Source organism: Pseudomonas sp. AC355 (assembly GCF_979258205.1).
The window spans coordinates 4,670,857-4,682,968 of sequence record NZ_OZ409843.1; the positions used below are offsets into that span (position 1 = coordinate 4,670,857).

The 12,112-nt window shown below is 61.0% G+C and carries 14 protein-coding genes; 8 read left to right on the plus strand and 6 right to left on the minus strand.

The annotated features are described in order from the left end of the window. Positions 1–11 precede the first annotated feature (11 nt). The gene (locus ACZ0AI_RS21695) at positions 12–866 is read left to right on the plus strand and encodes a carbon-nitrogen hydrolase family protein (RefSeq protein ID WP_463563640.1); all 855 of its coding nucleotides are present in this window, start codon (positions 12–14) and stop codon (positions 864–866) included. Then, entirely contained in the window at positions 863–2,305 is a 1,443-nt protein-coding gene (gene tldD, locus ACZ0AI_RS21700; protein WP_463563641.1) for a metalloprotease TldD, read from the plus strand. Before ACZ0AI_RS21695 ends, tldD begins: the two co-directional genes overlap by 4 nt. Positions 2,306–2,348: 43 nt before the next feature. Here the strand turns inward: tldD and yjgA are convergent, their stop codons facing one another. After that, positions 2,349–2,867: a ribosome biogenesis factor YjgA gene (yjgA, locus tag ACZ0AI_RS21705; RefSeq protein ID WP_463563642.1), complete on the minus strand. Its 519-nt coding sequence runs from the start codon at positions 2,865–2,867 to the stop codon at positions 2,349–2,351. Positions 2,868–2,969: 102 nt separating this feature from the next. Between yjgA and pmbA the strand changes: the two genes are divergently transcribed. From pmbA to ACZ0AI_RS21735, 6 genes are all read left to right on the plus strand, one after another. Beyond that, positions 2,970–4,316 (plus strand): metalloprotease PmbA, encoded by a 1,347-nt coding sequence (gene pmbA / locus ACZ0AI_RS21710; protein WP_463563643.1) that lies wholly within the window; start codon positions 2,970–2,972, stop codon positions 4,314–4,316. 471 nt (positions 4,317–4,787) lie between these two features. After that, positions 4,788–5,024 carry a hypothetical protein gene (locus ACZ0AI_RS21715; protein WP_463563644.1) on the plus strand — a complete coding sequence of 79 codons (237 nt, stop codon included), beginning with the start codon at positions 4,788–4,790 and terminating at the stop codon, positions 5,022–5,024. Further along, positions 5,017–6,393 carry a class II fumarate hydratase gene (locus tag ACZ0AI_RS21720; RefSeq protein ID WP_463563645.1) on the plus strand — a complete coding sequence of 459 codons (1,377 nt, stop codon included), beginning with the start codon at positions 5,017–5,019 and terminating at the stop codon, positions 6,391–6,393. The genes ACZ0AI_RS21715 and ACZ0AI_RS21720 overlap by 8 nt, the downstream gene beginning before the upstream one ends. Before the next feature lie 66 nt (positions 6,394–6,459). Next, positions 6,460–6,909: a hypothetical protein gene (locus ACZ0AI_RS21725; RefSeq protein WP_225835252.1), complete on the plus strand. Its 450-nt coding sequence runs from the start codon at positions 6,460–6,462 to the stop codon at positions 6,907–6,909. 13 nt (positions 6,910–6,922) lie between these two features. Next, positions 6,923–7,534, plus strand: a complete 612-nt coding sequence (locus ACZ0AI_RS21730) for a superoxide dismutase (protein WP_463563646.1) — start codon at positions 6,923–6,925, stop codon at positions 7,532–7,534. Between the two features lie 33 nt (positions 7,535–7,567). Further along, entirely contained in the window at positions 7,568–8,464 is an 897-nt protein-coding gene (locus tag ACZ0AI_RS21735) for a ZIP family metal transporter (RefSeq protein ID WP_463563647.1), read from the plus strand. Between the two features lie 6 nt (positions 8,465–8,470). On the opposite strand, the gene ACZ0AI_RS21740 is transcribed toward ACZ0AI_RS21735, so the two are convergent. The 5 genes from ACZ0AI_RS21740 to ACZ0AI_RS21760 all read right to left on the minus strand — a co-directional run bounded on the left by ACZ0AI_RS21740 (position 8,471) and on the right by ACZ0AI_RS21760 (position 12,011). Then, positions 8,471–8,743 (minus strand): HPr family phosphocarrier protein, encoded by a 273-nt coding sequence (locus ACZ0AI_RS21740; RefSeq protein WP_225835246.1) that lies wholly within the window; start codon positions 8,741–8,743, stop codon positions 8,471–8,473. 12 nt (positions 8,744–8,755) lie between these two features. Continuing rightward, positions 8,756–9,613: an RNase adapter RapZ gene (gene rapZ, locus ACZ0AI_RS21745; protein ID WP_225835244.1), complete on the minus strand. Its 858-nt coding sequence runs from the start codon at positions 9,611–9,613 to the stop codon at positions 8,756–8,758. A gap of 17 nt (positions 9,614–9,630) precedes the next feature. Further along, positions 9,631–10,095 carry a PTS IIA-like nitrogen regulatory protein PtsN gene (ptsN, locus tag ACZ0AI_RS21750; RefSeq protein WP_463563648.1) on the minus strand — a complete coding sequence of 155 codons (465 nt, stop codon included), beginning with the start codon at positions 10,093–10,095 and terminating at the stop codon, positions 9,631–9,633. Positions 10,096–10,110: 15 nt separating this feature from the next. Further along, a complete protein-coding gene (gene hpf / locus ACZ0AI_RS21755) occupies positions 10,111–10,419 on the minus strand; it encodes a ribosome hibernation-promoting factor, HPF/YfiA family (RefSeq protein ID WP_042554809.1) in 309 nt (102 codons plus the stop codon). 83 nt (positions 10,420–10,502) lie between these two features. Next, positions 10,503–12,011, minus strand: a complete 1,509-nt coding sequence (locus ACZ0AI_RS21760) for an RNA polymerase factor sigma-54 (protein WP_463563649.1) — start codon at positions 12,009–12,011, stop codon at positions 10,503–10,505. Positions 12,012–12,112: the final 101 nt, after the last annotated feature.

Consider the following 12,112-nt stretch of genomic DNA (forward strand, 5'->3'; position numbering starts at 1 on the left):
TGGAGGCCAGCATGTCTTTCGCCGTGATCCAGATGGTCAGCCAGGACGATATCGCCGCCAACCTGCTGCAGGCCCGTCGCCTGCTCGAGGAGGCGGCCTCCGGTGGTGCGCGCCTGGTGGTGCTGCCGGAGAACTTCTCGGCCCTCGGGCGGCGCGATGCAGCTGATCTGGGGCGCCTGGAAGCCAGTGGTCAGGGCCCTGTGCTGCCCTGGTTGAAACGCACGGCACGTGACCTCAACTTATGGATAGTGGCCGGTACCCTGCCGTTGCCGCCGGCCAGTCAGCCCCATGGCAAACCACGTGCCTGCTCGCTGCTGCTCGACGATCAGGGTGAAACCGTCGCCCGCTACGACAAGCTGCACTTGTTCGACGTGGATGTCAGCGACAGCCGTGGCAGTTATCGCGAGTCGGACGCCTACGCCCACGGCGAGCAACTGGTGGTCGCCGATACACCCGTTGGGCGTCTGGGTTTGACCGTATGCTATGACCTGCGCTTTCCTGAATTCTATGGGGCCCTGCGTGAAGCGGGTGCCGAGCTGATCAGTGCGCCGTCGGCGTTCACCCGGGTCACCGGTGCGGCCCACTGGGATGTACTGATCCGCGCACGGGCCATCGAAACCCAGTGCTATCTGCTGGCAGCGGCTCAGGGCGGCGTTCATCCTGGCGGTCGGGAAACCTATGGCCACACGGCCATCATCGACCCCTGGGGGCGTAAGCTGGCGGAACAGGCGGATGGCGAGGCTACGTTGCTGGCCAGGCGCGATGCCACCGAGCAGGCGGCTATCCGCGAGCGCATGCCGGTAGTGCGACACAAACGATTTTTCGCTGCGGCGCAGCCGCGGCAGCCTGATGTGGAGACGTTATGAGCGACATGTTGTTGACCGTCAGCGAGCAGATGCTGAGTCCTGGCGGGCTGACCCTGGAGCATTTGCCGGGTGTACTCGGCGAACTGGCCGGCCCTGGCATCGATGCCGCCGACCTGTACTTCCAGACCCAGGTGTCCGAAACCTGGGTGCTGGAAGATGGCATCGTCAAGGAAGGCAGTTTCAATCTTGATCAGGGCGTCGGCGTGCGCGCCCAGTCCGGTGAGAAGACCGGCTTTGCCTATAGCAATGCGATTACCCCCGACGCGTTGAGCCAAGCGGCTCGTGCTGCCCGCTCGATTGCTCGTGCCGGGCAGGAAGGGCGTGTGCAGGCTTTCAGCGCCACTCAGGTCGCACCGCTTTATTCGTCCGAGAGCCCGCTGGATGTGATTGATCGGGCCCAGAAGGTCGAGCTCCTCAAGCGCGTCGATGTAGCCACCCGCGCTCTCGATTCGCGAATCAAACAGGTGACGGTAAGCCTTGCTGGCGTATGGGATCGAATTCTGGTCGCGGCCACCGACGGTAGCCTGGGCGCCGATATTCGCCCGCTGGTGCGCTTCAACGTCAGCGTCATCGTCGAGCAGAACGGTCGCCGCGAGCGCGGCGGTCACGGCGGTGGCGGTCGTACCAATTACAGCTACTTCCTCAATGAAGACCGTGCCATGGGCTATGCCCGTGAAGCACTGCGCCAGGCGCTGGTGAATCTTGAAGCGATAGCCGCGCCGGCCGGCACCATGCCCGTGGTTATGGGCGCAGGCTGGTCTGGCGTGCTGCTGCACGAGGCGGTCGGCCATGGTCTGGAGGGCGATTTCAACCGGAAAGGTAGCTCCAATTACAGCGGCAAGATAGGCCAGCAGGTGGCGTCCAAGCTATGCACCATCGTCGACGATGGCACCCTGGCCGAGCGCCGTGGCTCATTGAGCATGGACGACGAAGGCACGCCTACCCAGTGCACCACGCTGATCGAAAACGGTGTGCTCAAGGGCTACATGCAGGACAAGCTCAACGCTCGTCTGATGGGGGTAGCGCGCACTGGCAACGGCCGCCGCGAATCCTATTCGCACCTGCCAATGCCGCGCATGACCAACACTTACATGCTGGCCGGCGAGAGTGACCCCGAGGAAATCATCCGTTCGGTGAAGAAGGGCATCTACTGCGCCAACCTGGGCGGTGGTCAGGTCGACATCACCAGCGGCAAGTTCGTGTTCTCCACCAGCGAGGCGTACCTGATCGAGGACGGCAAGATTACCGCGCCGGTCAAGGGTGCAACCCTGATTGGTAATGGCCCGGAGGCGATGAGCAAGGTGTCGATGGTCGGCAATGACCTAGCGCTGGATAGCGGCGTTGGCACCTGCGGCAAGGATGGTCAGTCAGTACCGGTTGGCGTGGGCCAGCCGACCCTGAAGATCGATGCGATCACGGTTGGCGGTACCGGCGCCTGAGAATACTGGCCGGGGTGTGCCCCGGCCATGCGAAGGGGCGAGCCTAGCGCAGTCCGCGCTGGGTTTCGTCGAGATCGCGGATGTACTTGAAGATTTTGCGTGACGAGGCCGGCGCCTTTTCCTGAGCCGCTTCATGCTGGGCATGGCGGATCAGCGCGCGCAGGTGCTGGCGGTCGGCATCGGGGTATTCGACAACGAATTTCTCGAGCACTTCGTCGTTACCGACGATCAGGCGGTCACGCCAGCGTTCGAGATTGTGGAAGCGCTCGTTGTACTGGCGCGTGGAGGCGTCAAGCTGATCGAGGAGCGTCAGGATGGCTTCGATATCCTGGTCGCGCATCAGCTTGCCGATGAACTGCATGTGGCGTTTTTTCGCCGCATTGGCGGTGTGCTTTGGGGATTCTTCCAGGGCACGGCGCAGGCCATCGGTCAGCGGTAGTTTGTTCTGCAGATCGGGCTTGAGGCCGGCCAGGCGCTGGCCTAGCTCCTGCAGCGCGTGGAACTCACGCTTGACCTGGGTTTTGCTCTTCTCGCCGGAGAAGTCGTCGAGGTAATCAGACATTTTGCGGTGATCCAATGGGAAACGCCGCCATGATAGCAGCAAGTTTCTTGCCGCATGCGCGACCAGAGTCGTTGTCGCAGTGGCTATCGTTCAGGAGTCGTTATGAGTGAAGTGGAAGTAGTCGGGCCAGGTGCTCTATCGGGCCTTCAGGCGCAGGTCGAACAGATTCTCGGCGAGGCGAAGAAGCAAGGTGCGAGTGCCTGTGAAGTGGCGGTGTCGGTGGAGCAGGGGTTGTCCACCAGCGTGCGCCAGCGTGAGGTGGAAACCGTTGAATTCAACCGCGATCAGGGCTTTGGTATCACCCTTTACGTCGGTCAGCGCAAAGGCTCGGCCAGCACCTCGGCGACCGGCGAGGCGGCGATCCGCGAAACCGTAGCGGCGGCCCTGGCCATCGCCAAACATGCGTCCGAAGACGAGAGCGCCGGTCTTGCCGACGCGGCGCTGATGGCTCGCGATATGCCGCAGCTGGATCTGTACCACGCCTGGGACATAAGCCCGGAGCAAGCGATCGAGCGCGCGCTGGTCTGCGAGGCTGCTGCCTTCGATGCCGACTCGCGCATTCGCAATGCCGATGGCACCAGCCTGAGTACCCATCAAGGCTGCCGTGTATACGGCAACAGCCACGGCTTCATCGGCGGCTACGCCAGCACCCGGCACAGCCTCAGTTGCGTGATGATTGCCGAGAGCGACGGGCAGATGCAGCGCGATTACTGGTACGACGTGAACCGTCAGGGCGAGCTGCTCGCCGATGCCGCGAGTATCGGTCGGCGCGCTGCACAGCGTGCGGTCAGCCGACTCGGTGCTCGCCCGGTACCGACTTGCGAAGTACCGGTGCTGTTCTCCGCGGAGCTGGCTACCGGTTTGTTCGGCAGCTTCCTTGGTGCCATCTCCGGCGGCGCGTTGTATCGCAAATCATCGTTCCTCGAAGGTACGCTGGGTGAGCAACTGTTTCCCTCCTGGCTGAACCTCGACGAGCGTCCGCACATTCCCCGTGCCATGGGCAGTGCGGCATTCGACGGCGATGGCCTGGCCACCTATGCGAAACCGTTCGTGGAGGGCGGCAGGCTGGTCTCCTATATTTTGGGCACCTACGCCGGGCGCAAACTGGGCATGCCGAGCACGGCCAATGCCGGCGGTGTGCATAACCTGTTCGTCAGCCATGGCAACGAAGATCAGCAGGCGCTGATCAAACGCATGGGCCGCGGCCTGCTGGTCACCGAGTTGATGGGCCACGGCCTGAACATGGTCACCGGCGACTACTCCCGGGGCGCGGGCGGCTACTGGGTGGAGAATGGCGAGATCCAGTTCGCCGTGCAGGAGGTGACCATTGCCGGCAACCTGCGCGATATGCTCAAGCAGATCGTCGCAGTCGGCAGCGATCTGGAGCTGCGCAGCAATATCCGCACGGGCTCGGTGCTGATCGAGAAGATGACCGTCGCCGGCAGTTGATTCCACCTAGCGCTTTCCGCGCTCGGTTGTTGTGAGCCGTTGACGTTTTCGGATCCCACTGCCGAAACGTCGACGGACTCTCGGCCTGCCACGCAATGTGGCGATGTTGCGCCTTTCTCCTCTCATTCATGGCTGCTGAAGGCAGATGGCTGCTTGTTACCTGCCGCTCGGCAACTTTCGCTTTCTGTACTTTTTGCCAATTGCCGCCGGTGCCAATCCTGCGCGGCGAGACCAATGGTGCTTCATACCAATTCGGTATTGATTATTCTTTCTAAATAGGAATTAATATTATTATCTTTTGAAAGGTGAGCCATGAGATTTCGCTCGAGCAATACGCCATGTTTGGATTGTTGGTACTGGCTGGGTTTCCGGATCCGTTGCGGGCTGCTTCCTGATGAACCAAGGCTGCTCGAGCTGCACTGGGCGCAGGGTCGCCAACTGGTCGAGCACGGTCGGTTGTGTCCCTGGCGGATGTCACTGACCACCCTGAATCTGCTCATGGATACCGCCTGCGATACGGCGCTGCCCTGGCACTGGCGCAGCGTCTGCCTGGATCACGCCTACCGCTCCCTTTACGCGCTGCAGCACCTGGCCACCGACCGCGATCAGCAGCACAGCCTGAATCGCGTTCGCAACCGCCTGGCCACCTTGCGCATGCAGCCCTCTCTTTCGATGTCCGAATTGGCAGAAGGAAATCCCTATGAGTAACACCCGGATAGAACGCGACAGCATGGGCGAACTGGCCGTCCCCGCCGAGGCCCTCTACGGTGCCCAGACCCAGCGTGCGGTCAACAACTTCCCGGTATCGGGGCTGGCCATGCCCAAGGCGTTCATTCGTGCGCTGGTGCTGGCCAAGGCTGCCGCTGCCCGCGCCAACGTGGATCTGGAGCAGATCCTGCCTGCCCAGGGCGATGCCATCGTTTCCGCCTGCCAGCAACTGCTGGCCGAGGATTTCATGCGTCACTTCCCGGTGGATGTGTTCCAGACCGGTTCCGGCACCAGCTCCAACATGAATGCCAACGAAGTGATCGCCACCCTTGCCACGGGCATTCTCGGCGAGCCGGTGAACCCCAATGATCATGTCAACTGCGGCCAGAGCAGCAATGACATCATCCCCACCACCATCCATGTCAGTGCCGCCATCGAGGTTAGTGAACATCTGCTACCGGCGCTTGGCCACCTGCTCAAGGTGCTCTGCGAGAAGTCCCTCGAGGTGCAACCCTTCGTGAAGACCGGCCGTACGCACCTGATGGATGCCATGCCGGTGCGCATGAGCCAGGTGCTCGATGGCTGGGCGCAACAGATTCAGGGCAACATCCAGCTGCTCACCAGCCTGCTGCCGGCGCTCCAGGCACTGGCCCAAGGTGGTACTGCGGTCGGTACCGGCATCAATGCGCATCCGCGATTTTCCGAACTATTCTGTCAGGAGCTCAATGCGCTGACCGGGCGCCAATTCACCCCGGGTATCAACTTCTTCGCGCTGATCGGCTCTCAAGACACTGCGGTGGCGCTGTCCGGGCAACTAAAGACCACGGCAGTGTCGTTGATGAAGATCGCCAACGACCTGCGCTGGATGAACTCCGGTCCGCTGGCCGGCCTGAGCGAGATCGAACTCGAAGCACTGCAACCTGGTTCCTCGATCATGCCGGGCAAGGTCAATCCGGTGATCCCGGAAGCCACTGCCATGGTTGCGGCCCAGGTCATCGGTAACGACACCACCATTGCGGTGGCGGGGCAGTCCGGCAATTTTGAGCTGAACGTGATGCTGCCGGTGATCGCTCACAATCTGCTCGGCAGCATCGAGTTGCTGGCCAACGCCAGCCGCCTGCTGGCGGATCGCGCCATCGCCAGCTTCAAGGTCAACGAGCCGAAGCTCAAGGAAGCACTGGGCCGCAACCCGATTCTGGTGACAGCGCTGAACCCGCTGATCGGTTACCAGAAGGCTGCGGAAATCGCCAAGAAGGCGTATCGCGAAGGTCGGCCGATCATCGACGTGGCCGAGGAAATGACCGATCTGGGACGTACCGAGCTGGAGCAGTTGCTCAACCCGGAACGCCTTACCGAAGGTGGTCTGTAACCGTTGAAACCGCCGCGCAGGTCATGTGGCCTGCGCATTTTCGCCTCAGGGCGAGGAGGCAATCCCATGGAGCAGTGGAAGCGACTCATCCAGGCCGGTAACCGCTACTTCGCCGAAGGTTCCTGGGTCGAGGCGCGGGAGCAGTATCTGCAGGCGCTGGCGCTTGCCCAGGTACTGTTCGAGCGCTGGCGGGATGCCGATGCTGCGGTGGCGGCTTTCGTCGTTTCTCAGCACAACCTGGCCGATCTGCAACTGATGATCGGTCATCCGGAAGAGTCCGCCGAGCACCTCTGTGCCTGCCATGAACACCTGTTGCGCTGCATGGGCAGTGAGCATCTGTCGCCGTCCTTGCGCCAGGCTGCACTCAATCACAGCGGCCGAACCTACACCAGTCTGTTGAACTTTGTCGCCGAGCACGGGGCCTACCCCCGTACGGATCGATTGTTGGGCGCTCATGCGCCTGGCGATGCTTCACCGGCAGAACGCCCAGCGTCTGTCGTTCGTCAGTACCATTAGAAGGAGTGAAACCATGCCGTATAGCCTGCCTGCTCTGCCTTACGCCTACGATGCCCTGGAACCGCACATCGATGCGCAAACCATGGAAATCCATCACAGCAAGCACCATCAGACCTACGTCAACAACCTCAATGCCGCTTTGGAAGGCAACTCGCTTGGCGAGCTGCCGGTCGAAGAGCTGCTCACTCGTCTCAAGGAAGTGCCGGAAGACAAGCGCGGTGCGGTGATCAACAACGGTGGTGGGCATGCCAACCATTCGCTGTTCTGGACCGTGATGAGCACCAGTGGCGGTGGTGAGCCCCAAGGTGAGCTGAAAGCCGCCATCGACAGCCAGCTGGGTGGCCTGGAGGCTTTCAAGGAAGCCTTCACCAAAGCCGCACTGACCCGCTTCGGCAGCGGCTGGGCCTGGCTCAGCGTAACGCCACAGAAGACGCTGGTGGTTGAAAGCACCGGTAACCAGGACAGCCCGTTGATGAACGGTAATACGCCGATTCTGGGTCTGGACGTGTGGGAGCATGCTTACTACCTGCGCTACCAGAACCGTCGCCCCGAATACATCGGTGCGTTCTACAACGTCGTCGATTGGGCCGAAGTGGCGCGTCGCTATCAGGCCGCTCTGGCTTGATTGCATGCCTATGAGCCGGCATCGAGTGTACGCATGAGCCCACTGCACGAGTTGATCGCGGCCAATAGCCGTTCCTTTCGCTATGCATTGGGCCTGATGCTGCTCGTTGGCGGCGGGATCATTCTTGCCCTCAAGGTCTGGAGTGGTTTGCAGAGCCGGCTTTCGCCGGCTCTCTGGTATGCCTGGCATGGCGGCATGCTGTGTGCTCTTGGCACAGCACTGGGTGCCTTGCCAGTTATTTTCATGCGCAGCATTTCGGCACGTTCTTACACGGCCATGCTGGGTTTCGGTGGGGGCATGATGCTCGCTGCCAGTCTTTTTTCGCTCCTTCTGCCGGCTTTTCAGCTGACTCACGAGCAGGGCCTGAGCGCTAGTCAGGGCTCGCTGCTGGTCGCCGCAGGAGTGGTGCTCGGTGCTGGTGCCTTATGGGTGCTGGGCCACTGGTTGTCTCGTACATCGCGAGCGAACATGCAGGCAGATCAGGGCGTCGGCTTGAGCGTCTGGCTGTTCGTTATCGCCATCGTTCTGCACAACGTGCCGGAAGGAATGGCGGTCGGTGTGGCGGCCGCGGCCAATCTGTCGAATGCCGACGGATTGGCGCTGGGGATTGCGTTGCAGGACGTACCCGAGGGGCTGATCATTGCCCTGGTGCTGGCCGGGGCAGGAATGTCGCGATGGAAGGCGGTTTTTTGCGGCGCCGCCTCCGGGTTGGTCGAGCCGCTGTTCGCGCTGCTTTCGGCCTGGTTGGTCGGCGTGTCGTTGCAGTTGCTGCCCTGGGGGCTGGCGATCGCGGCGGGGGCAATGCTCTTCGTGGTGATACGCGAGATCATTCCCAAGCTGTATCGACGCAGTGACATGCCACCGGCTGTACTGGGTTTTGCGTCGGGGTTCGTGTTGATGTTGGCTGTGGGCAATGCCCTGAACGTCTGAGGGCGATCACTCGCCTTCGTCGAAGTAGTTATTGATCAGGTCAATCAGCGCCTGCAGGGCTTCCTCTTCCCGCTCGCCCTCGGTCGCCAGGTGCACGATGGTGCCCTTGCCGGCGGCGAGCATCATCACCGCCATGATGCTCTTGCCATCTACGAGGCTCTCGACGCTACGCCCGATTCTCACCTGGCAGGGAAAACGCCCCGCGACCCCGACGAACTTGGCGGCCGCGCGCGCGTGCAGGCCGAGTTTGTTGATGATGGTGATTTCACAGGCGGGCATCGCGGCAATTCCTTAACTGAGGTCGCGGTGGCGGATCTGAACATTCTTCAGCAGCGGTTTGAGGGCGTGCCCCAGGCGGTTGGCGAGGTACACCGAGCGATGGTGGCCGCCCGTGCAGCCGATCGCAACGGTAACGTAAGAGCGGTTGCTGGCAGCGAAGCGCGGCAGCCACTTGTGCAGATAGGTGAAGATGTCCTGGTACATGTCCTGGACGTCCTCCTGGGCTGCCAGGTATTCCTCGACCGGCTGCTCGAGGCCGGTGAAGTCACGCAGTTCGGGTTTCCAGTAGGGATTGGGCAGGCAGCGCACGTCAAACACTAGATCTGCATCCACCGGCATCCCCCGTTTGAAACCGAAGGATTCGATCAGGTAGGCGGTACCCGGTTCCGGCTGGTTGAGCAGGCGCAGCTTGAGGGTGTCGCGCAGTTGGTAGAGATTCAGGTGAGTGGTGTCGATCTTCAGATCGGCACGGTCGATGATCGGGCTCAGTAGTTTGGTCTCGTCGACCATGGCTTCGGCCAGCGAGCGCTGGTCGTTGGTCAGCGGGTGACGTCTGCGCGTCTCCGAAAAGCGCTTGAGCAGGGTTTCTTCGCTGGCGTCCAGATACAGGACATCGCAACGGATGTTGCGGCCGCGCACTTCATCAAGCAGTTCGGAAAAGCGCTTGAGCTGGCTAGGCAGGTTGCGTGCGTCTATCGATACCGCCACTTGTGGGTGCAACAGCTCGGTATGCAACAACGCCCGTTCGGCCAGCTCCGGAAGCAGGCCGGCAGGCAGGTTGTCGATGCAATAGAAACCGTTGTCCTCGAGCACGTCGAGAGCGGTGCTCTTGCCCGAGCCGGAACGGCCGCTGACGATGATCAGGCGCATGGGCTAATCCTGTAGGGCTATTGGCCGTTCTGCACGTTCACTACGGTCTGGTACAGCGATTCACTGTCTTGAGCCTGGCGCAGCCGCTCGCGAACGTCCTCGCGGTCGAACATGCTGGCGATCTGGCGCAGCAGTTCCAGGTGCTCATCGGTCGCTGCTTCGGGAACCAGCAGCACGAACAGCAAATCGACGGGCGCACCATCGATGGCGTCGAAGTCGACCGCAGCGTTGAGTTTCAGCAGTGCACTGATCGGTGAGCTGCAGCCGGGTAGGCGGCAGTGGGGAATGGCGATGCCATTGCCAAAACCGGTCGAACCGAGTTTTTCCCGGGCGATCAGGCTTTCATAGATGGTCTGGCCGTCGAGATCGGGCAGGTCGCTCGCGATCACGGCAGCTATCTGTTCGAGTACACGCTTTTTACTGCCGCCCGGCACGTTCACGAGGGAACGGCCGGGGGTCAGGATATTTTCAAGTCGGATCATAGGATAAGGACGAGGTCAGCGGGCCATTGCGCCCTGCTGGCGGTCGAGCTGTTTTTCCTTGTGCTTGATGAGTTGGCGGTCAAGTTTGTCGGTCAGTAGATCAATGGCAGCGTACATGTCTTCATGCTCGGCATTTGCCACCACTTCGCCTCCGGCGATATGCAAGGTAGCTTCGACTTTCTGCTTGAGCTTCTCGACCTCCAGGATGACCTGCACATTGGTGATCTTGTCGAAGTGCCGCTCGAGACGTCCGAGCTTTTCCTCGATGTAGCTGCGTAGTGCGTCTGTCACATCCAGCTGGTGCCCACTGATGTTGACTTGCATACCGCTTCTCCTTGTTGCCGTGTGTGAGTGGCAGGCGATAAAACCTGCCGCAGGAACACTGGGGCTTCTCTTACAAGGGCACCTTACATCAGTCGCTTGCGTTCGCTCGAAGGCGCTATACCGAGCGATTCACGGTACTTGGCGACTGTGCGGCGCGCCACTTGAATGCCCTGTGCTTCCAGTAAACCAGCGATCTTGCTATCGCTCAATGGCTTTTTCGCATTTTCCGCGGCGACCAGTTTTTTGATGATCGCGCGGATCGCGGTGGACGAACATTCGCCGCCTTCGGAGGTGCTGACGTGGCTGGAGAAGAAGTATTTCAGCTCGTAAATGCCACGCGGTGTATGCATGTACTTCTGGGTGGTGACGCGGGAAATGGTCGACTCATGCATGCCTACCGCTTCCGCGATGTCATGCAGTACCAGCGGCTTCATGGCTTCGTCGCCGTAGTCGAGGAAGCCGCGCTGATGCTCGACGATCTGCGTCGCGACCTTCATCAGGGTCTCGTTGCGACTCTGCAGGCTTTTGATGAACCAGCGTGCTTCCTGCAACTGATTGCGCATGAAGGTGTTGTCGGCGCTGGAGTCGGCGCGTTTCACGAAGCCTGCGTACTGCGCGTTGACGCGTAGGCGCGGCATGGCTTCCTGGTTGAGCTCCACCAGCCAGCGATCGTTGTGCTTGCGCACGATCACGTCAGGTACCACGTACTCGGGCTCGCTCGATTCGATCTGTGAGCCAGGACGCGGGTTGAGGCTTTGAATCAGCTCGATGACCGGGCGTAGCTCGTCTTCCTTGAGCTTCATGCGGCGCATCAACTGGCTGTAGTCGCGGCTGCCGAGCAGGTCTAGGTAGTCGCTGGTGAGGCGCTGAGCTTCGCTCAGCCAGGGTGTATTGGTCGGTAGCTGACGCAATTGCAGAAGCAGGCACTCGCGCAGGTCGCGGGCGGCGATGCCGGAAGGCTCGAACTGCTGGATGCGGTGTAGCACGGCTTCGACTTCATCGAGCTCGACATCGAGTTCGGGGTCGAAGGCGTCGGTAATTTCTTCGAGAGTTTCTTCGAGGTAGCCCTGAGCGTTGATGCAGTCGATCAGGGTAACGGCGATCAGGCGATCCTTGTCGGACATCGGCGCCAGGTTGAGTTGCCAAAGCATATGGCTCTGCAGGCTCTCGCCAGCGGAGGTGCGAGTGGTGAAGTCCCACTCGTCGTCGTCATTGCTTGGCAGGCTGCTGGCGCTGGTCTGGTAGACGTCTTCCCAGGCTGTGTCGACGGGTAGTTCGCTGGGGATGCGTTCACCCCAGTCGCCTTCTTCCAGATTGTCGACGGTCTGGGTGTTTTCCTGGAAGGTCGGCTCCTGAAATTTCTCTTCCTGAGCAGTCGCAGTGGTGGCACTTTCCGCGCCGTCGGCCATGGGATCCGAATTGTCGAAGTCGTCGCCCTCTTCCTGACGCTCGAGCATCGGGTTCGACTCCAGTGCCTCCTGGATCTCCTGTTGCAGATCGAGAGTCGACAGTTGGAGCAGGCGAATGGCTTGTTGCAGCTGCGGTGTCATCGTCAGCTGCTGGCCCATTTTCAGGACTAGCGATGGTTTCATTGCAGACCTTATCTGGCGTCTGTGCGCGATCCACGACAGGGCGCCAAAGCGCCACTAGGAAGCAAATTATATGCCTGAACACGAGTGGTTTGCCTAGAGCC

Bases quoted from the DNA above. Each gene is read 5' to 3' on its own strand.
- ACZ0AI_RS21695 (WP_463563640.1), top strand. From the start codon at position 12: ATGTCTTTCGCCGTGATCCAGATGGTCAGCCAGGACGATATCGCCGCC.
- tldD (WP_463563641.1), top strand. From the start codon at position 863: ATGAGCGACATGTTGTTGACCGTCAGCGAGCAGATGCTGAGTCCTGGC.
- yjgA (WP_463563642.1), bottom strand. From the start codon at position 2,867: ATGTCTGATTACCTCGACGACTTCTCCGGCGAGAAGAGCAAAACCCAG.
- pmbA (WP_463563643.1), top strand. From the start codon at position 2,970: ATGAGTGAAGTGGAAGTAGTCGGGCCAGGTGCTCTATCGGGCCTTCAG.
- ACZ0AI_RS21715 (WP_463563644.1), top strand. From the start codon at position 4,788: ATGTCACTGACCACCCTGAATCTGCTCATGGATACCGCCTGCGATACG.
- ACZ0AI_RS21720 (WP_463563645.1), top strand. From the start codon at position 5,017: ATGAGTAACACCCGGATAGAACGCGACAGCATGGGCGAACTGGCCGTC.
- ACZ0AI_RS21725 (WP_225835252.1), top strand. From the start codon at position 6,460: ATGGAGCAGTGGAAGCGACTCATCCAGGCCGGTAACCGCTACTTCGCC.
- ACZ0AI_RS21730 (WP_463563646.1), top strand. From the start codon at position 6,923: ATGCCGTATAGCCTGCCTGCTCTGCCTTACGCCTACGATGCCCTGGAA.
- ACZ0AI_RS21735 (WP_463563647.1), top strand. From the start codon at position 7,568: ATGAGCCCACTGCACGAGTTGATCGCGGCCAATAGCCGTTCCTTTCGC.
- ACZ0AI_RS21740 (WP_225835246.1), bottom strand. From the start codon at position 8,743: ATGCCCGCCTGTGAAATCACCATCATCAACAAACTCGGCCTGCACGCG.
- rapZ (WP_225835244.1), bottom strand. From the start codon at position 9,613: ATGCGCCTGATCATCGTCAGCGGCCGTTCCGGCTCGGGCAAGAGCACC.
- ptsN (WP_463563648.1), bottom strand. From the start codon at position 10,095: ATGATCCGACTTGAAAATATCCTGACCCCCGGCCGTTCCCTCGTGAAC.
- hpf (WP_042554809.1), bottom strand. From the start codon at position 10,419: ATGCAAGTCAACATCAGTGGGCACCAGCTGGATGTGACAGACGCACTA.
- ACZ0AI_RS21760 (WP_463563649.1), bottom strand. From the start codon at position 12,011: ATGAAACCATCGCTAGTCCTGAAAATGGGCCAGCAGCTGACGATGACA.